The sequence below is a fragment of the Pseudomonas sp. Leaf15 genome (genome assembly GCF_001421425.1).
Lineage (GTDB): Bacteria > Pseudomonadota > Gammaproteobacteria > Pseudomonadales > Pseudomonadaceae > Aquipseudomonas > Aquipseudomonas salomonii.
Window position 1 is genome coordinate 300577 of sequence record NZ_LMKI01000032.1, and the last position, 18696, is coordinate 319272.

An 18696-nucleotide genomic window follows, 5' to 3' on the forward strand; every position below is an offset into this window, starting at 1 on the left:
CAAAGCGGCAAGGAGCCCTCGTGCCCACAGTTGAAATGGAACGTCGCCAGGTGGTGGTGATCGGTGCCGGGCCATCCGGCGCCATCGCCGCCGCGCTGTTAAAGCGCAACGGGCATGATGTATTGATTATCGAGCGCGAGCATTTCCCGCGCTTCTCGATTGGCGAAAGCCTGCTGTCGCACTGCATCGACTTTATCGAAGAGGCCGGCATGCTCGACGCCGTACAGGCAGCGGGTTTCCAGGTAAAAACCGGTGCGGCGTTCGCCTGGGGCGAGCGCTACAGTGCGTTTGATTTCAGTGACACCTTCAGCAACGGCAAGCCGACCACCTTCCAGGTGCAGCGCGGCGAGTTCGACAAGTTGCTGGCCGATCAGGCGGCCTTGCAGGGCGTGGAGATTCGCTACGGCGAAAGCATCGTCGGCGTGGATTTCGCCGGTGAAAGCCGCTACCTGCATGTGCGCCGCGAGAACGGCAGCGCGTATCACCTCAAGGCCAAATTCGTGCTCGATGCCAGCGGCTACGGCCGCGTGCTGTCGCGCCTGCTGGACCTGGAAGCGCCGTCGAATTTCCCGGTGCGCCAGGCGGTGTTTACCCACGTTGAAGATCACATCACCCACCCAGGTTTTGATCGCAGCAAAATCCTTGTCACCACTCACCCGACCCAGCGCGATATCTGGTTCTGGACCATCCCGTTCAGCAATGGCCGCTGCTCGGTGGGCGTGGTTGCAGCCAAGGAGCATTTCGACGGACGCGACAGCGACCTCGACGCCTGCCTGCGCGGTTTCATCGCTGAGACGCCAAGCCTTGCCGGCGTGCTGCAAAACGCCGTGTGGGATACGCCCGCACGCACCCTCGGCGGCTATTCGGCCAACGTCAAAACCCTGCACGGCCCAGGCTTTGCGCTGCTGGGCAATGCGGCGGAGTTTCTCGACCCGGTGTTCTCTTCCGGCGTGACCATCGCCATGCGTTCGGCGAGCATGGCCGCAGGTGTGCTCAGCCGCCAACTCAAGGGCGAAACCGTCGACTGGCAAACCGAGTTCGCCGAGCCGCTCAAACGCGGGGTCGACACCTTCCGTTGCTATGTCGAAGGCTGGTATGCCGGCACCTTCCAGGACGTGATTTTTCACCCAGGCAGCTCACCGGAGATTCGCCGGATGATCAGTTCGATCCTCGCCGGTTACGCCTGGGATGAGCGCAACCCGTTTGTCAGCGAGCCCAAGCGGCGGCTGCGGATGCTGTCGGAAATTTGCGCGGGGGAGCCGGTATGAGTAGCCAATACCTGAGTAAAAACTACGTCGAAGAAACCAGGTTCGGCTTCTGGTTCCTGCGCAGCCACACCTGGCAGCACCACGTGTTGCGCGTGGCGATCAACGACCTGCGGGGCATGTTCACCGACCCGCTGCCCGTGGCGCCGGTGTTGCTGGATGCCGGTTGCGGCCAGGGCAAGTCGTTCCAGTATTTGCAGCAGGTGTTCGCACCAGAACGTCTGATCGGCCTGGATGCCGACCCGCACAGCCTGGAGCTGAGCCAGGCAGAAGCCAAGCGCCAAGGCTTGGCCATCGAGCTGATCGGCAGCGACTGCGCCACGCTCCAGGTGCCGGACGCAAGCGTCGACATCCTGTTCTGCCACCAGACCTTTCACCATCTGGTGGAACAGCATCGCGCCTTGAAAGAGTTTTACCGCGTGCTCAAGCCAGGCGGCTATCTGCTGTTTGCCGAATCCACCGAAGCCTATATCGACACCTGGGTGATTCGCTGGCTGTTCCGCCACCCGATGCATGTGCAGAAGAGCGCTGAAGAATACCTGGAGATGCTGCGCGAGCAGGGTTTTGAGTTCGGCCCGCAGAACGTTTCGTACCCGTATTTGTGGTGGAGCCGCTCCAGCGATTTCGGCCTGCTGGAGCGCTGGGGCCTGCGCAACCCGCCGCCGGTTGGCCAACGCGAAGAAACCCTGGTCAACTGCGTGGCGCGTAAACCTTTAGCGAGCGCCGAAACATGATTCGTATGCTGTTGATGGGTTGCCTGTTGCTGCTGAGCGCCTGCGTCAGCCAGCCGCCGCTGCCCGAAAAAACCCCGGCCCTGGCCTTGCCCATGCAATTGCACGTGCAGCGCCGCGCCGACGGCCAAACCCAGGATTGGCTGCTGGTGATCCAGCGCGAAGGCACAGCCATTCGCTGGTCGATGATGGACCCGCTGGGCATTCCCCAGGCCCGGCAAAAACTGATCAATGGCCAGTGGCAGGCCGACGGCTTGCTGCCGCCCAACCCCCAGGCCCGTGAGCTGTTTGCGGCGCTGTTGTTTGCGCTGACCTCGGCCGATGACGTGCCCACGCTGTACCCGCGTGCCCAGGCGATGGACCTGACGCGCACGCTGCCGGGGCATTGGCAGATCGTCTATCAGTCCTCCGAGGTGTTCAGCGTGAACATGGCGGGCCAGCCGTTGAGCTACCGCATCACCCCACTGGGAGCGGCGCGATGACGGCCTACCTGAATGCCCTGGGCGTGATCTGCGCCCTGGGCCGCGGCCAGGCGGAAGTCAGCCGCAGCCTGTTTGCCGGCGATTGTTCCGGCATGCGCGCCGAAAGCGGTTGGGTGCCAGAGCGCGTGCTGCCGGTGGGCGGCGTGCGCAGCGAGCTGGTGGCAATCCCGGCTGACCTACGCCCGCAGAGCAGCCGCAATAACCAATTGCTGCTGGAAGCGGCCGTGCAGATTGAAAGCGAGCTGCGCCAGGCGATCCACACCTACGGCGCTTCGCGGGTCGGCATTGTGCTGGGCACCAGCACCTCGGGCATCGATGAAGCCAGTCGCGGCATCGCGCATTACCTGCGTGGGCAGCAGTTCCCGGGTGACTATGACTACCAGCAACAGGAACTCAGCGCACCGGCGAATTTTCTCGCCGACTGGTTGCAGGTCAGCGGCCCGGCCTATGTGATTTCTACTGCCTGCACTTCCAGCGCCCGTGCGTTGATGAGTGCCCAGCGCCTGCTCGACCTGGGTGTGTGTGATGCGGTGATCTGCGGTGGCGTCGACAGCCTGTGCAAGCTGACGCTGAACGGCTTTACCGCGCTGGAAGCGGTCTCCAGCGAGCGTTGCAATCCGTTTTCGGTGAACCGCAACGGCATCAATATCGGCGAAGCGGCAGTGCTGTTTCTGATGACCAAAACACCTGCGCCGATTGCCTTGCTCGGCAGTGGCGCCAGTTGCGATGCGCACCATATCTCCGCGCCAGAGCCCAGCGGCAAAGGTGCGTTGCAGTCGATGCGCAAGGCCTTGGCCAGTGCCAAACTTGGACCGGAACACATCGGTTACCTGAACCTGCACGGCACTGCCACCCAACACAACGACGCCATGGAAAGCCTGGCCGTCGCCAGCCTGTTTCCTCAAGGCGTAGCCTGTTCGTCGACCAAGCCCATGAGCGGCCACACCCTCGGTGCCGCAGGCGCGCTGGAAGCGGCGTTCTGTTGGTTGAGCCTGGTGCATGACCGTGTACCGCCGCATGTGTGGGACGGCCAAGCCGATCCGGCGCTGCCCGCGCTGCAGTGGTCACAGACCGGCGACACCTTGAAAAAACGCTGCCTGATGAGCAACTCGTTTGCCTTCGGCGGCAATAACGTCAGCCTGATAATCGCGGAGGCCCCATGATCGATTGGCCACTCGCCGAACTGCTGCCCCATGCGGGCGACATGATCCTGATCGACCAGGTGCTGTCGTTCGATGAAGAGCAGGTTCACACCCGCGCCACCGTCAAGCCCGGCGGCCTGTTCAACCGGCCGGACGGCAGCCTGCCGGCCTGGGTCGGCATAGAGCTGATGGCGCAGAGCGTCGCGGCCTATGCCGGCTGCCGCGCGCGCCAGAACGGCGAGGCCGTGGAACTGGGTTTCCTGCTCGGCACGCGCAAATTTGAATGCAACGTGGAGCATTTCCCGGCCGGTGCCGAGCTGCGCATCCACGGCCTGCGCTCGCTGGAAGACGACAACGGCATGGGTGTGTTCGAATGCCACCTGACCGGCGACGGTATCCAGGCCAGCGCACGCTTGAACGTATTTCGACCGCCCCAGGCGGCCAATTATTTAGAAGAACCGAAGGACGCAACGCCATGACTGAATCCGTACTGGTCACCGGCTCCAGCCGTGGCATCGGCCGCGCCATCGCCCTGCGCCTGGCCCAGGCCGGGCATGACATCGTGCTGCATTGCCGCAGTGGCCGCGCTGAAGCGGACGCGGTAAAAGTCGAGGTCGAGGCATTGGGCCGCAAGGCTCGGGTGCTGCAATTTGATGTGGCGGATCGCGCCAGCTGCAAGGAGATCCTTGAGGCCGACGTGGAGCAATATGGCGCCTATTACGGCGTGGTGCTCAACGCCGGCCTGACCCGCGACGGTGCGTTCCCGGCCCTCTCGGAAGACGATTGGGATGTAGTGATGCGCACCAACCTGGATGGTTTCTACAACGTGCTGCACCCGGTGATGATGCCGATGATTCGTCGTCGCGCGGCCGGGCGCATTGTGTGCATCACCTCGGTTTCCGGTTTGATCGGCAACCGAGGCCAGGTCAACTACAGCGCCTCCAAAGCCGGTTTGATCGGCGCGGCCAAGGCGCTGGCGATTGAGCTGGGCAAGCGCAAGATCACCGTCAATTGCGTCGCCCCAGGCTTGATCGACACGGCGATGCTGGATGAAAACGTGCCGGTCGAAGAACTGATGAAGATGATCCCGGCGCAACGCATGGGCACCCCGGAAGAAGTCGCCGGGGCAGTGAATTTCTTGATGTCGGCCGAGGCCGGCTATATCACGCGCCAAGTGCTGGCCGTGAATGGGGGCCTGTGCTGATGAAGCGCGTCGTCGTCACCGGCATGGCCGGCATGACCTCCCTGGGCAGCGATTGGGATACCATCGCCGCCAACTTTCGCGCCAACCGCAGCGGCATCCGGCGCATGGATGAGTGGGACCGCTTTACCGAATTGAACACGCGCCTGGCCGGGCCGATCGACGATTTCGTCGTGCCTGCGCACTGGACGCGCAAGCAACTGCGCAGCATGGGCCGCGTCTCTCGCCTGGCGGTGTGGGCGGCGGAACAGGCGTTGCAGGATGCCGGGTTGCTCGGCGATGAATCGATCAAGGATGGGCGCATGGGCGTGGCCTGTGGCTCATCCACCGGCAGCACCGATGAGATCAAGGCGTTCGGCAATATGCTGCTGAACTCGGTGGCCGAGGGGCTGAATGCCAACTCCTATGTGCGCATGATGCCGCACACCACGGCGGCAAATATCAGCATCTTCTTTGGCCTCACCGGGCGGCTGATCCCCACCTCCAGCGCCTGCACCAGCGGCAGCCAGGGCATTGGTTACGCCTACGAGGCGATCAAGTTCGGCCGCTTGCCGTTGATGCTTGCCGGCGGCGCCGAGGAGCTGTGCCCCACCGAAGCCATGGTGTTCGACGCTCTCTACGCCACCAGCCTGAAAAACGACGCGCCACAGACCAGCCCACGCCCTTACGACAGCGGCCGCGACGGCCTGGTGATCGGCGAAGGCGGCGGCATGCTGGTGCTCGAAGAACTGGAGCACGCCCTGGCGCGCGGTGCGCATATCCACGCCGAACTGGTGGGTTTCGGCAGCAACGCCGACGGGCAGCACACCACGCGCCCGGAGCAGAAAACCATGCGCCGGGCCATGGAGCTGGCGCTGGAGGATGCCGGGCTTGAGCCATCCGCCATCGGCTACGTCAACGGCCACGGCACCGCCACCGACCAGGGCGACATCGCCGAGACGCTGGCCACCAGCAGCCTGTTCGGCAGCCGCATGCCGATCAGTTCGCAGAAGAGCTTTCTGGGCCACACCTTGGGCGCGTGCGGCGCGCTGGAGTCGTGGTTCAGCATCGAAATGATGAACCGCGACCAGTATGTGCACACCTTCAACCTGGATGCCGTCGACCCGCAATGCGGCGAACTGGACTACCTGCAAGGTGGGTTTCGCGAGATGCACAACGACTATGTGATGAACAACAACTTTGCCTTTGGCGGCGTCAACACTTCGCTGATCTTTCGCCGCTGGTCCTGATTTTTTTAATTGATTGGAGAAAACGGAATGTCTTCCTTGCTACGCGCCACCCTGATCACTCTGGCCCTGCTGACCACCGCCGGTTGCACCAGCAAACCCGTGCTCAACACCCAGCACGATTTGCCCGCAACGGCCCAGCTCAGCGAAGAGAAAATCAAACAGGTGATCGTCGCGGCCCTGCAAAAACGCGAGTGGACAGTGCAACGCCTGAGCCCGCAACTGGTGCAGGCCGAAATCACCGTGCGCAACCAATTCCACGCCGAAATCGATATCCGCTACACCCGCACCAGCTACGCCATCACCTACCGCGACAGCCGCGACCTGGGCTACAAGGACGGCAAGATCCATCGCAACTACAACCGCTGGGTGAGCATGCTGGATCGCGACATCATGGCGGGCTTGCAGAGTGCGGGCATGAATGGCGTGGAGGCGTTGAAGCAGAACTGAGGCTTTGCGTTCTGCAGAAACGACAAAGGGCGCCTTTCGGCGCCCTCTTCACAAACAGGTCGGCTTGTCATCGCCACTTCCTGTCCGGCTCTGCGATGGCTGGTTACCCAGGATCCTCAGAGTCTCACAAGCCCCTTTCGGGAACCTGGCCAGTATGCCTGAAAACAGGTCACCTGCAATCGGTGGCAAAGCGCCGCCTATTCTTCATTCTCTCCATCGCAACCCCAGCGCACTGCGCACCGCCGCTTTTATCGCTAAAAACTGGTCACTGGTGAGCTCCGCGATTTTGTAAGTTCGTTTGCCATGACGGTCCTTGCTTTTGATTCGATCCAGTCGTCCCGGGCTTACGGTCGCCACTATGTCGCACTTCGCCCAGCAGACGGGATGTGCACCTTGAAGATGGCTGTCGAGCTGCAGGTGATGCTCCAGCAGGGTTTGAGGTGCGGTCGTGCTCAGGGGCACTACGGTAACCAGCAATTTATTGGTGCGGTGCTTGCGTATCACAATGACGGGTCGAATCTTAATGATTTCCGGAACCTCATAGCCTCGGAAATCACAAATCAACACGCTGCCCTCCTTGGGCTGGTAAAGAAGTGCCATCCATTTCACTCGCTTTGAAAAGAGCGATTCTGCGCAACTTTCTCGCGAATAACTAAGCCGGTTGCGTTACCTGATATGTGACGCTGCCTACGCCACTGCCTGGCGCGTCAGCAACTCCACAAAGGCCTTGGCCATCGGCGTTTGCGCGCCCTTGCGCTGCACCAGCCACACCGCCGTCACGGCCTCCTGATCGATCAAGGTGCGATAGACCACGCCATCAATGCGGATGCGCTGGTAAGACGCCGGTAGCACCGATACCCCCAACCCCGCTGCCACCAGGCCGATGATGGTCATCGCCTCCCCGGCTTCCTGGGCGAAGTGCGGGCTGAAGCCGGCATCGCGGGCCAGGTTGAGCAGCTGAGCGTAGAGGCCGCTGCCGTAGGTGCGCGGGAAAAATACAAATGGCTCCTCGGCCAGTTGCGCCAGGTGCAGGCCGCGCTCGCTGCCTTCCACCAACGGATGGCCAGCGTTCAATACCGCAACCAACGGCTCGCGCATCAACTCGATCACGCTCAGAGAATCCGGCAACGGGAGCGGGCGCATCAGGCCTACCTGAATCGACTCATCCACCAGCGACTCGGCCACCTCGGTGCTGCTCATTTCCTGCAAATTCAGGTGCACCGCCGGGAAGGCTTTACGAAACGCAAAGATCGCCTGTGGAATGCTGGAGTTAAACGGCGCCGACGAGGTGAAGCCGATCTTCAGTTCGCCTAACTCCCCCAGTTGCGCGCGGCGCGCCACATCAGCGGCTTTATCCACTTGCGCCAACACCAAACGCGCCTCGTGCAGGAATAATCGGCCCGCTTCGCTTAACTCCACCCGACGGTTGGTGCGCTCAAACAAACGTGCGCCCACTTCCTGTTCCAGCGCTTGAATCTGCTGGCTCAACGGCGGCTGCGAGATGCCCAGCACCTGTGCGGCTCGGCCAAAATGCAGCTCTTCGGCGACGGCAATGAAGTACCGCAAGTGACGCAATTCCATGCAAACCTCATTAGGTCGTAAAAGCTCTTAAACAGGTCGAACAATATATTGGAAAGAATCATTAGGCAGCTATATTCTTTTTCGTATTGCCAGTCCTGGCAGGCTTTTCCTCCCCGAGGTCCCCGTGAAATCTGCTGTCGCGCCATTCGCTCAAGAAGTCCCACCCACCGCTTTGGATGAAGTGGTCGCTCAGCTCAATGACGAGTACATCGAAAAAGGCACGCCGATGTTCATGCGCACGGTACTGGCGCTGTTCTCCGGCGGGTTTGCCACCTTTGCCCTGCTGTACTGCGTGCAGCCGATGATGCCGGCGCTGTCCCACGAGTTTTCCATCAATGCGGCACAAAGCAGCCTGATCCTTTCTGTTGCTACGGCGATGCTGGCGCTGGGGCTGCTGATCACTGGGCCGATTTCCGACAGGCTGGGGCGTAAACCGGTGATGGTCGCTGCGTTGTTCTGTGCCGCGCTGGCCACCATCGCCAGCGGCTTGATGCCGACCTGGGAAGGTATTCTGCTGATGCGTGCACTGGTTGGCCTGTCGTTAAGCGGCTTGGCCGCCGTGGCGATGACGTACCTGAGTGAAGAGATCCACCCTCAGCACATTGGCTTGGCCATGGGCCTGTACATCGGCGGCAACGCGATTGGCGGCATGAGCGGGCGCCTGATCATCGGCGTATTAATCGACTTTGTCAGCTGGCACACCGCAATGCTGATCATCGGCGCGCTGGCGCTGATCGCGGCCACGGTGTTCTGGAAAATCCTCCCCGAATCGCGCAACTTCCGCGCCAGCAGCCTCAAGCCGCGCAACCTGGTGGAGGGTTTTGTCATGCACTTCAAGGACGCAGGCCTGCCGTGGTTGTTCCTCGAAGCCTTCCTGTTGATGGGCGCGTTCGTAACGATGTTCAACTACATAGGCTATCGCCTGCTGGCCTCGCCTTATGAGCTGAGCCAGGCGGTGGTCGGCCTGCTGTCGCTGGTGTACCTGTCGGGCATCTACAGCTCGGCGAAAATCGGCTCCCTGGCCGACCGTCTCGGCCGCCGTCGCGTGCTGTGGGGCACGATTGTGCTGATGCTTGCGGGCATGGTGCTGACCTTGTTCACGCCGCTGTGGCTGGTGGTGCCGGGCATGCTGATCTTCACCTTCGGCTTCTTCGGCGCGCATTCGGTGGCCAGCAGCTGGATTGGGCGGCGGGCGGTGAAGGCCAAAGGGCAGGCGTCGTCGCTGTACCTGTTCTGCTACTACGTAGGGTCGAGTGTCGCGGGGACGGCGGGCGGGTTCTTCTGGCACTTTGCCGGGTGGAACGGGATTGGCGGGTTTATCGTGGCGTTGCTGATGGGAGCGCTGCTGGTGGCGCTGAAGCTGGCGAAGTTGCCGCCGTTGGGGCACGTGAAAGCCTGACGCAGTCCTGCTTTTAATGTGGGAGCTGGCTTGCCTGCGATAGCAATAGTGAATTCACCACCGCCATCGCAGGCAAGCCAGCTCCCACATTTGGTTGGCGTTTTATTCGTGGTATTGCGCCGAGAGCTCATGCACCGCACGCAGGAACGCACCCGCATGCTCCGGGTTCACTTCCGGGGTGATGCCATGGCCGAGGTTGAACACGTGCCCGCTGCCCTTGCCATAGCTGGCCAGGATGCGGCCGACTTCGGTGCGGATCGCTTCCGGTTTGGCGTAGAGCACGGTCGGGTCCATGTTGCCTTGCAGCGCGACCTGGTTGCCGACGCGACGGCGGGCTTCGCCGAGGTCGCAGGTCCAGTCCAGGCCCAGTGCATCGGCGCCCGCATCAGCGATGCTTTCCAGCCACAGGCCGCCGCCTTTGGTGAACATGATCACCGGCACTTTGCGACCTTCGTGTTCGCGGATCAGGCCGCTGACGATTTTGCGCATGTAGGCCAGGGAGAACTCCTGGTACGCCGCCGACGACAGGTTGCCGCCCCAGGTGTCGAAGATTTGCACCGCTTGCGCGCCAGCCATGATTTGGCCGTTGAGGTAGCTGGTAACCGACTGCGCCAGTTTGTCCAGCAACAGGTGCATGGCTTGCGGGTTGTCGTAGAGCATGGCCTTGGTTTTGCGGAAGTCTTTCGACGAGCCGCCTTCGACCATGTAGGTAGCCAGGGTCCACGGGCTGCCGGAGAAGCCGATCAACGGCACGCGGCCGTTAAGCTCGCGGCGGATGGTGCTCACAGCGTCCATCACGTAACCGAGGTCTTTGTGCGGGTCCGGGATCGGCAGGGCTTCGATATCAGCCAGGGTGCTGACGACTTTTTTGAAACGCGGGCCTTCACCGGTTTCAAAATACAGGCCTTGGCCCATGGCATCAGGGATGGTGAGGATGTCGGAGAAGAGGATGGCCGCATCCAGTTGTGGGTAGCGGTCCAGCGGCTGCATCGTGACTTCGCAGGCGAACTCCGGGTTCATGCACAGGCTCATGAAGTCACCGGCATTGGCGCGACTGGCGCGGTATTCCGGCAGGTAGCGACCGGCCTGACGCATCATCCACACGGGCGTGACGTCTACGGGTTGCTTGAGCAGGGCACGAAGGAAACGGTCGTTCTTGAGGGCAGTCATGTCGGCATCCGCAAAAAAAGTGCGGGCATTTTCTCAGAGCGCGACGCAAAAGGCACGGAGTGAGCCGTGCCTTTTGTCTATCGGGTCAATTTGTCGCGGTAATGCCGTCGCAAGATCGTTCCCACGCTCCGCGTGGTAACGCCTCCTGTGACGCTCCGCGTCATGCCGTTCGGGACGCGGAGCGTCCCTGGCTGCATTCCCACGCGGAGCGTGGGAACGATCATCAGGTCAGACCTGCAGGTAATCCAGGATGCCTTCGGCGGCGTTGCGGCCTTCGAAGATCGCGGTTACCACCAGGTCAGAGCCGCGCACCATATCGCCACCAGCGAAGATTTTCGGGTTGCTGGTCTGGTGCTTGTACTGGCCTTGTTCCGGGGCTACCACGCGGCCCTGGCTGTCGGTCTGGATTTCGAACTGCTCGAACCACGGCGCCGGGCTTGGGCGGAAACCGAAGGCGATAACCACGGCGTCAGCCGGGATGATCTCTTCGGAACCCGGGATCGGCTCGGGGCTGCGACGGCCACGGGCGTCCGGCTCGCCAAGACGAGTCTCGACCACCTTCACGCCTTCGACACGGTCTTCGCCGACGATGGCGATCGGCTGGCGGTTGTAGAGGAATTTCACGCCTTCTTCCTTGGCGTTCTTCACCTCTTTACGCGAGCCGGGCATGTTGGCTTCGTCACGGCGATAAGCACAGGTCACCGACTTGGCGCCCTGGCGGATCGAGGTGCGGTTGCAGTCCATCGCGGTGTCACCACCGCCCAGTACCACGACCTTCTTGCCTTTCATGTCGACGAAATCTTCCGGCGACTTTTCAAAGCCCAGGTTGCGGTTGACGTTGGCGATCAGGAAGTCGAGCGCGTCATACACGCCGGGCAGGTCCTCACCGGCAAAGCCGCCCTTCATGTAGGTGTAGGTGCCCATGCCCATGAACACGGCGTCGTATTCGGCGAGCAGTTGCTCCATGGTGATGTCTTTGCCGATTTCGGTATTGAGACGGAACTCGATACCCATGCCGGTGAAGACTTCACGACGGTGGCTCAGCACGGTTTTTTCCAGCTTGAACTCGGGGATGCCGAAGGTCAGCAGGCCGCCGATTTCCGGGTTCTTGTCGAACACCACCGGGGTCACGCCGCCACGCACCAGCACGTCGGCACAGCCCAGGCCCGCCGGGCCTGCGCCGATGATCGCAACGCGCTTGCCGGTCGGCTTGACCTTGGACATGTCCGGGCGCCAGCCCATGGCGAACGCGGTGTCGGTGATGTACTTCTCCACCGAACCGATGGTCACCGCGCCAAAACCGTCGTTAAGGGTGCAGGCACCCTCGCACAGACGGTCCTGCGGGCACACCCGACCGCACACTTCCGGCAGGGTGTTGGTCTGGTGCGACAGCTCGGCGGCGGCGAGGATGTTGCCCTCGGCCACCAGCTTGAGCCAGTTGGGAATGAAGTTGTGCACCGGGCACTTCCATTCGCAATACGGGTTACCGCAACCCAGGCAGCGGTGGGCCTGGTCGGCCGAGTGCTGGGGTTTGAAGGGCTCGTAGATTTCCACGAACTCTTTCTTGCGTTGACGCAACAGTTTCTTCTTCGGATCTTTGCGCCCGACATCGATGAACTGGAAGTCATTATTCAGACGTTCAGCCATGTTAAAACCTCATCAAACTCTTCAGGCGCATATCACTGCGGGTTGGCACGGATGCTGGAAAGCAACGATTTCAGGTTGGCAGCCTTGGGCTTGACCAGCCAGAAACGACGCAGGTAATCATCGAGGTTTTCGGCGAGGTTACGGCCCCATTCGCTGCCGGTCTCCTCGACGTACTCGTCCAGCACGTGCTGCAAGTGGTTCCGGTAGGATTCCATGGCTTCGCCGCTGATCCGCTGGATCTCGACCAACTCGTGGTTGACCTTGTCGACGAAGGTGTTGTCCTGGTCGAGCACGTAGGCGAAACCGCCGGTCATGCCCGAACCGAAGTTGTAACCGGTCTTGCCCAGTACCGCGACAAAGCCACCGGTCATGTACTCGCAGCAGTGATCGCCAGTGCCTTCCACCACGGTGTGGGCACCGGAGTTACGCACGGCGAAACGCTCACCGGCGGTCCCTGCGGCAAACAGCTTGCCACCGGTGGCACCGTACAAGCAGGTGTTGCCGATGATGGCACTGTCCTGGGTCTTGTAGATGCTGCCTTTAGGCGGAACGATCACCAGCTTGCCGCCCGTCATGCCCTTGCCCACGTAGTCGTTGGCGTCGCCTTCGAGGTACATGTGCAGGCCGCCGGCGTTCCACACGCCAAAGCTCTGGCCGGCTGTGCCGTTGAAGCGGAAGGTGATCGGCGCTTTCGCCATGCCTTGGTTGCCGTGCTTGCGCGCGATTTCGCCGGAGATGCGTGCGCCGATCGAACGGTCGCAGTTGCAGATATCCAGGGCAAAGTCGCCACCGCTGGCGTCATTGATCGAGGAACTGGCCAGCTCGACCATCTTCTCTGCCAACAGGCCTTTGTCGAACGGCGGGTTGCGGTCCACCTGGCAGAATTGGGGCTTGTCTGCCGGGATGTGATCGCTGCCCAACAGCGGCGTCAGGTCCAGGTGCTGTTGCTTGGCGGTCTGGCCTTCGAGGATGTCGAGCAGGTCGGTTCGGCCGATCAGCTCTTCCAGCGAACGCACGCCCAGCTTGGCCAGCCACTCACGGGTTTCTTCGGCGACGTAGGTGAAGAAATTCACCACCATGTCGACGGTACCGATGTAGTGATCCTTGCGCAGCTTCTCGTTCTGAGTCGCAACGCCGGTGGCGCAGTTGTTCAAGTGGCAGATGCGCAGGTATTTGCAGCCCAGGGCGATCATTGGCGCGGTGCCGAAGCCGAAGCTTTCGGCGCCGAGGATCGCGGCCTTGATCACGTCGAGGCCGGTTTTCAGGCCGCCGTCGGTCTGTACCCGTACCTTGCCGCGCAGGTCGTTGCCGCGCAGGGTCTGGTGGGTTTCGGCCAGGCCGAGTTCCCAGGGTGCGCCGGCGTACTTGATGGACGTCAGCGGCGAAGCGCCGGTGCCGCCGTCGTAGCCGGAGATGGTGATGAGATCGGCATAGGCCTTGGCCACACCGGCGGCGATAGTGCCGACGCCGGCTTCTGCTACCAGTTTCACCGAAACCAGCGCCTGCGGGTTGACTTGTTTCAAGTCGAAAATCAGCTGCGACAAGTCTTCAATCGAATAGATGTCGTGGTGCGGAGGCGGCGAAATCAGGGTGACGCCCGGCACTGCGTAACGCAGCTTGGCGATCAGACCGTTGACCTTGCCACCAGGCAGCTGGCCGCCTTCGCCGGGCTTGGCGCCCTGGGCAACCTTGATCTGCAGCACTTCGGCGTTGACCAGGTATTCCGGGGTTACACCGAAACGGCCAGTGGCAACTTGCTTGATTTTCGAGCTCTTGATGGTGCCGTAGCGCGCCGGGTCTTCGCCGCCTTCGCCGGAGTTGGAACGCGCGCCCAGGCGGTTCATGGCTTCGGCCAGGGCTTCGTGAGCCTCAGGCGACAAGGCGCCGAGGGAAATACCGGCGGAGTCGAAGCGCTTGAGGATCGATTCCAGTGGCTCGATTTCGCTGATGGCCAGCGGCGTGTCCAGGGTCTTCACCTTGAACAAATCGCGGATCATCGACACCGGGCGGTTATCCACCAGCGCGGTGTATTCCTTGAACTTGGCGTAGTTGCCCTGCTGCACAGCGGCTTGCAGGGTGCTGACCACGTCCGGGTTGTAGGCGTGGTATTCGCCACCGTGCACGAACTTCAGCAGGCCGCCTTGCTGGATCGGCTTGCGCGCGCTCCAGGCTTCGGCTGCCAGGGCTTTCTGTTCGGCTTCGATGTCGACGAAACGCGCGCCCTTGATACGGCTTGGCACACCACGGAAGCTCAGCTCGCAAACCTCTTCGGACAGGCCGATGGCTTCGAACAGCTGTGCGCCACGGTAAGACGTGACGGTGGAGATGCCCATCTTCGACAGGATCTTCAGCAAGCCCTTGGTGATGCCCTTACGGTAGTTCTTGAACACCTCATAGAGGTCGCCCAGCACTTCACCGGTACGGATCAAATCACCCAGCACTTCGTAGGCCAGGAACGGGTAAACCGCCGAGGCGCCGAAACCGATCAACACTGCGAAGTGATGCGGGTCGCGGGCAGTAGCCGTTTCCACGAGGATGTTGGAGTCGCAACGCAGGCCTTTTTCGGTCAGGCGGTGGTGCACCGCGCCGGTGGCCAAGGAGGCGTGGATCGGCAGCTTGCCCGGCGCGATATGGCGGTCAGTCAGCACGATCTGGGTACGACCGGCGCGCACAGCTTCTTCAGCCTGATCGGCGACGTTGCGCACAGCGGCTTCAAGGCCGAGGCTCTCGTCGTAGTTCAGGTCGATGATCTGGCGGTCGAAGCCTGGGCGATCCAGGGTCATCAGCGAGCGCCATTTAGCCGGAGAAACGACCGGCGAGCTGAGGATCACACGGGAGGCGTGCTCAGGCGATTCCTGGAAGATGTTGCGCTCGGCACCGAGGCACACTTCCAAGGACATCACGATGGCTTCGCGCAGCGGGTCGATCGGCGGGTTGGTGACCTGCGCAAACTGCTGACGGAAATAGTCGTACGGCGTGCGCACGCGCTGGGACAGCACGGCCATTGGCGTGTCATCGCCCATGGAGCCGACCGCCTCATAGCCTTGCTCGCCAAGCGGACGCAGCACTTGGTCGCGCTCTTCGAACGTGACCTGGTACATCTTCATGTACTGCTTGAGCTGGTCGACGTCGTAGAAAGCCGAACCGTGGTCGTTGTCTTCCATGGTCGCCTGGATGCGCAGGGCGTTCTTGCGCAGCCATTGCTTGTACGGGTGACGCGACTTCAAGCGGTTGTCGATGGCGTCGGTGTCGAGGATCTGCCCGGTTTCAGTGTCCACGGCCAGGATCTGGCCTGGGCCTACACGGCCTTTGGCGATCACGTCTTCAGGCTTGTAGTCCCACACGCCGATTTCCGACGCCAGAGTGATAAAACCGTTGGTGGTGGTGACCCAACGCGCCGGGCGCAGGCCGTTACGGTCGAGCAGGCACACCGCGTAGCGGCCGTCGGTCATCACCACGCCGGCCGGGCCGTCCCACGGTTCCATGTGCATCGAGTTGTACTCGTAGAATGCACGCAGGTCCGGGTCCATGGTCTCGACGTTCTGCCACGCTGGCGGAATGATCATGCGCACGCCACGGAACAGGTCGATGCCGCCCGTGACCATCAGTTCAAGCATGTTGTCCATGCTGGAGGAGTCGGAACCCACGCGGTTAACCAGCGGGCCGAGCTCTTCGAGGTCCATCAAATCGTTGGCGAACTTGGTGCGACGGGCCACGGCCCAGTTGCGGTTGCCGGTGATGGTGTTGATCTCGCCGTTGTGGGCGAGGAAGCGGAATGGCTGAGCCAGCGGCCATTTCGGCAGGGTGTTGGTGGAGAAACGCTGGTGGAACACGCAGATTGCGGTTTGCAGGCGCTCGTCGCTCAGGTCCGGATAGAAGGCGGTCAGATCCGCCGGCATCATCAGGCCTTTATAAATGATGGTCTTGTGCGAAAAGCTGCAGATGTAGTGGTCGGTGTCGGCGGCGTTGGACACCGACGAACGACGACGCGACGTGAACAGTTTGATCGCCATGTCCTGATCGCTGAGGCCATCGCCTGCGATGAACACTTGTTCGATCTGCGGCAGGCGCTCCAGGGCCAGGCGGCCGAGCACGCTGGTGTCGATCGGCACTTTGCGCCAGCCAACCAGTTGCAGGCCGGCGGCCAGGATCTCGCGGTTCATGTTCTCGCGAGCGGCTTCGGCTTTTACCGGGTCCTGGTTGAAAAACACCATGCCCACGGCGTACTGCTTGGGCAGGTCGACCGCAAATTGCTCTTTTGCGACAGCGCGCAGGAACTGGTCAGGCTTTTGAATCAGCAAGCCGCAACCGTCACCGGTCTTGCCGTCGGCGTTGATCCCACCGCGGTGGGTCATGCAGGTCAGGGCCTCGATGGCCGTTTGCAAAAGGGTATGACTGGGCTCGCCCTGCATGTGGGCTATCAGGCCAAAACCGCAGTTATCCTTGAATTCATCGGGTTGGTACAGACCTGCTTTCATAGACACTTTCTCACCAGGCTGCCTCTTATACCGAGGCAAATTTCTTTTCAATTCAACCGGTTACCTTCCACGCCGAACGTACGCCGGCTTAGCGGGGGCAAAAGGGAGGTCATTGTACACACCGACACTAACGCTCACAAATTTAGCGACGAAATGTCGCAAATCTATGTCGCATTTATGAAAGGTTTAAAGCGATATGCTGTGCTAGTCAAAACTTTTTTAATTCTGACTGCTACGACTCAAAAGCTACGTGACGCAGACACCACAAAGCGCGCGGCCTTCAGGGCTGCACGCTGTGTTGTTTTTTTTGAGGTGCTGAGAGAGCGGCCTGGGTAAGGCCGCCGGGTCTTCAGCGAGCTGTTGCGAGTTCTTGTTGAACGCTGCCGACAGTGCGAGGCCAAGGTTTACCAGCCTGGACCTTCGCTGGCAAGGCCTTGATCGCAGAATCAGCTGCGGCACGGCTTGGGAAGCTGCCGTAGGTGATCACGTAGAGAGGCTTACCGTTGAGCACTTTCTTGAAATAACGGTACTGGCCGCCCTGCTCTTTCACGAACGCCTGGGCGTTGGCTTCGGAGCTGGTGCCCAGGATCTGCACGACGAAATTACCCGTTGGCTGGCTGGTGTACCAGCTGCTGCCGGCGGCGGCAGGCGCAGCGGCCTTGGCAACAGTGGCAGGTTTTTCAGCAGGCTTGGCGGCCGGTGCCGGCTTGGCTACTGGCGCAGGCGCAACAGGCTTGGCAACCGGGGTTGGCTTGGCGGTAGCAACGGTCGGCGCAGGCGTCGGCTTGGCAACTGGAGCGGCTGCCGGGCCAGCCGGAACGCCGGCAGGCGGTGCGGTGGTGGTCACGGTGGGTGGAGTGGCGCTGGAGCCTTCCACCGGCACACCGTCGTCACCTTCGGAGATACCACCGGCGGCTTCAGCGAGCGGGCCGCGCATGACCGGCTGGCCGACCATCGGCAGGTTGGTCGGTTGGCCGGAGTTGGCGAATTCGACATTTGGCGTGGGCTTGCCCAGTGGCAACTGCGCCTGTTCGGTTGGCGCGCCGGCAGTGGCGGGTGCCTTGCTGCGACCCGGGATCAACCAGGCAGCAGCGACAGCGACCACGACAACGGCAGAAATCGCCAATACGTGCTTCTTAGGCATAGTAAACCCCATCTTTGGACGCTTAACCGCAGAGCGGCTGGCAATCATGGCTTCGATCAAGGCATCGCGGGCAACCTGGTTGATGGTGCCAGGCCAGCCGTCGGAGCTTTCGTGAATATCAGAGATCTGATTTGCCGTGAAAAGTTCGATACCGGCACCGGCGCCTTCGAGGCGTTGAGCCAGGTATTCGCGGGTTTCTTCCTCTTCGTAAGGCTGCAGTTCGATGACGTGGAACAGCTCCTGCTCGCCACTGATCTGCTCCAGATCAGCGATCAGCGACGACTCGCCAAACAGGAACACATGCGGGCGACCTTCCGGCGTCCCGGCAGCCAGCGCCAGCAGCGCTTCCAGGGCTGATTCGTCGAGCTGCTCGGCATCGTCCACCAGCAAGTAGACTTCCTGGCCGGTGAGACCCAACTGCACAACCTGCTTGAGGATCGCGTTCGGCTCGGCATTGGCAACGTTCAGCGCCTGGGCCACTTGGCGCAGTACGCCGGCCGCATCACCGGCACCACGGGCCGACACCACCACGCTCTGTACCGATTGCTTGTTGGTGCTGGCAACCAGCGCCTGGCGCAGCAGGGTCTTGCCGCTGCCCAGCGGGCCGGTCACTACCAGCAACAGTTGGCTGTAGCGCGCCAGGTGGTGCAACTGACCGAGCACCGGCTTGCGCTGGGCAGGGAAGAATTTGAAGCCCGGCACCCGTGGAGCAAAAGGGTCGTGGCTTAACTGGTAGTGGCCGAGGAACGCCTCGTCGGCATGCAAACTAGTCATCGGGAT

15 protein-coding genes are annotated in these 18696 nt (G+C 61.7%); 9 read left to right on the forward strand and 6 right to left on the reverse strand.

Features of this window, described 5'->3' with window-relative positions:
• Positions 1 to 20 precede the first annotated feature (20 nt).
• The 8 genes from ASE80_RS20775 to ASE80_RS20810 are packed head-to-tail and all read left to right on the forward strand — an operon-like array spanning position 21 to position 6497.
• On the forward strand, positions 21 to 1268 hold the full coding sequence (locus ASE80_RS20775) for an NAD(P)/FAD-dependent oxidoreductase (RefSeq protein ID WP_082463661.1): 1248 nt from the start codon (positions 21 to 23) through the stop codon (positions 1266 to 1268).
• Positions 1265 to 1999: a class I SAM-dependent methyltransferase gene (locus tag ASE80_RS20780; RefSeq protein ID WP_056860602.1), complete on the forward strand. Its 735-nt coding sequence runs from the start codon at positions 1265 to 1267 to the stop codon at positions 1997 to 1999. The genes ASE80_RS20775 and ASE80_RS20780 overlap by 4 nt, the downstream gene beginning before the upstream one ends.
• Positions 1996 to 2478, forward strand: a complete 483-nt coding sequence (locus tag ASE80_RS20785; protein WP_056860603.1) for a hypothetical protein — start codon at positions 1996 to 1998, stop codon at positions 2476 to 2478. Before ASE80_RS20780 ends, ASE80_RS20785 begins: the two co-directional genes overlap by 4 nt.
• Complete coding sequence (locus ASE80_RS20790; RefSeq protein ID WP_056860604.1) at positions 2475 to 3641, forward strand: beta-ketoacyl-[acyl-carrier-protein] synthase family protein; 1167 nt, start codon at positions 2475 to 2477, stop codon at positions 3639 to 3641. Before ASE80_RS20785 ends, ASE80_RS20790 begins: the two co-directional genes overlap by 4 nt.
• The gene (locus tag ASE80_RS20795; RefSeq protein WP_056860605.1) at positions 3638 to 4099 is read left to right on the forward strand and encodes an ApeP family dehydratase; all 462 of its coding nucleotides are present in this window, start codon (positions 3638 to 3640) and stop codon (positions 4097 to 4099) included. Before ASE80_RS20790 ends, ASE80_RS20795 begins: the two co-directional genes overlap by 4 nt.
• Complete coding sequence (gene fabG / locus ASE80_RS20800) at positions 4096 to 4824, forward strand: 3-oxoacyl-ACP reductase FabG (protein WP_056860606.1); 729 nt, start codon at positions 4096 to 4098, stop codon at positions 4822 to 4824. Before ASE80_RS20795 ends, fabG begins: the two co-directional genes overlap by 4 nt.
• Positions 4824 to 6050 carry a beta-ketoacyl-ACP synthase gene (locus ASE80_RS20805; protein ID WP_017138557.1) on the forward strand — a complete coding sequence of 409 codons (1227 nt, stop codon included), beginning with the start codon at positions 4824 to 4826 and terminating at the stop codon, positions 6048 to 6050. Before fabG ends, ASE80_RS20805 begins: the two co-directional genes overlap by 1 nt.
• Before the next feature lie 27 nt (positions 6051 to 6077).
• The gene (locus tag ASE80_RS20810) at positions 6078 to 6497 is read left to right on the forward strand and encodes a hypothetical protein (protein ID WP_056860607.1); all 420 of its coding nucleotides are present in this window, start codon (positions 6078 to 6080) and stop codon (positions 6495 to 6497) included.
• A 204-nt stretch (positions 6498 to 6701) separates the two neighbouring features.
• On the opposite strand, the gene ASE80_RS20815 is transcribed toward ASE80_RS20810, so the two are convergent.
• Together ASE80_RS20815 and ASE80_RS20820 are read right to left on the reverse strand one after the other, a co-directional pair.
• Entirely contained in the window at positions 6702 to 7097 is a 396-nt protein-coding gene (locus ASE80_RS20815) for a type II toxin-antitoxin system PemK/MazF family toxin (RefSeq protein WP_056860608.1), read from the reverse strand.
• A gap of 87 nt (positions 7098 to 7184) precedes the next feature.
• Positions 7185 to 8078, reverse strand: coding sequence for a LysR family transcriptional regulator (locus ASE80_RS20820; protein ID WP_056860609.1), 894 nt, complete (start codon positions 8076 to 8078; stop codon positions 7185 to 7187).
• 172 nt (positions 8079 to 8250) lie between these two features.
• Between ASE80_RS20820 and ASE80_RS20825 the strand changes: the two genes are divergently transcribed.
• Positions 8251 to 9477, forward strand: coding sequence for an MFS transporter (locus ASE80_RS20825; protein WP_371920499.1), 1227 nt, complete (start codon positions 8251 to 8253; stop codon positions 9475 to 9477).
• Positions 9478 to 9579: 102 nt separating this feature from the next.
• Here the strand turns inward: ASE80_RS20825 and hemE are convergent, their stop codons facing one another.
• From hemE to ASE80_RS20850, 4 genes are all read right to left on the reverse strand, one after another.
• Complete coding sequence (hemE, locus tag ASE80_RS20830; protein WP_034117349.1) at positions 9580 to 10647, reverse strand: uroporphyrinogen decarboxylase; 1068 nt, start codon at positions 10645 to 10647, stop codon at positions 9580 to 9582.
• A 228-nt stretch (positions 10648 to 10875) separates the two neighbouring features.
• Positions 10876 to 12294 (reverse strand): FAD-dependent oxidoreductase, encoded by a 1419-nt coding sequence (locus ASE80_RS20835; RefSeq protein ID WP_003187920.1) that lies wholly within the window; start codon positions 12292 to 12294, stop codon positions 10876 to 10878.
• Positions 12295 to 12326: 32 nt separating this feature from the next.
• The gene (gltB, locus tag ASE80_RS20840) at positions 12327 to 16772 is read right to left on the reverse strand and encodes a glutamate synthase large subunit (protein ID WP_056860611.1); all 4446 of its coding nucleotides are present in this window, start codon (positions 16770 to 16772) and stop codon (positions 12327 to 12329) included.
• A gap of 349 nt (positions 16773 to 17121) precedes the next feature.
• Positions 17122 to 18690, reverse strand: coding sequence for an SPOR domain-containing protein (locus ASE80_RS20850; protein WP_056860612.1), 1569 nt, complete (start codon positions 18688 to 18690; stop codon positions 17122 to 17124).
• Positions 18691 to 18696 lie beyond the last annotated feature (6 nt).

Bases quoted from the DNA above. Each gene is read 5' to 3' on its own strand.
- ASE80_RS20835 (WP_003187920.1), bottom strand. From the start codon at position 12,294: ATGGCTGAACGTCTGAATAATGACTTCCAGTTCATCGATGTCGGGCGC.
- ASE80_RS20795 (WP_056860605.1), top strand. From the start codon at position 3,638: ATGATCGATTGGCCACTCGCCGAACTGCTGCCCCATGCGGGCGACATG.
- ASE80_RS20785 (WP_056860603.1), top strand. From the start codon at position 1,996: ATGATTCGTATGCTGTTGATGGGTTGCCTGTTGCTGCTGAGCGCCTGC.
- ASE80_RS20790 (WP_056860604.1), top strand. From the start codon at position 2,475: ATGACGGCCTACCTGAATGCCCTGGGCGTGATCTGCGCCCTGGGCCGC.
- hemE (WP_034117349.1), bottom strand. From the start codon at position 10,647: ATGACTGCCCTCAAGAACGACCGTTTCCTTCGTGCCCTGCTCAAGCAA.
- ASE80_RS20810 (WP_056860607.1), top strand. From the start codon at position 6,078: ATGTCTTCCTTGCTACGCGCCACCCTGATCACTCTGGCCCTGCTGACC.
- gltB (WP_056860611.1), bottom strand. From the start codon at position 16,772: ATGAAAGCAGGTCTGTACCAACCCGATGAATTCAAGGATAACTGCGGT.
- fabG (WP_056860606.1), top strand. From the start codon at position 4,096: ATGACTGAATCCGTACTGGTCACCGGCTCCAGCCGTGGCATCGGCCGC.
- ASE80_RS20820 (WP_056860609.1), bottom strand. From the start codon at position 8,078: ATGGAATTGCGTCACTTGCGGTACTTCATTGCCGTCGCCGAAGAGCTG.
- ASE80_RS20815 (WP_056860608.1), bottom strand. From the start codon at position 7,097: ATGGCACTTCTTTACCAGCCCAAGGAGGGCAGCGTGTTGATTTGTGAT.
- ASE80_RS20805 (WP_017138557.1), top strand. From the start codon at position 4,824: ATGAAGCGCGTCGTCGTCACCGGCATGGCCGGCATGACCTCCCTGGGC.
- ASE80_RS20850 (WP_056860612.1), bottom strand. From the start codon at position 18,690: ATGACTAGTTTGCATGCCGACGAGGCGTTCCTCGGCCACTACCAGTTA.
- ASE80_RS20780 (WP_056860602.1), top strand. From the start codon at position 1,265: ATGAGTAGCCAATACCTGAGTAAAAACTACGTCGAAGAAACCAGGTTC.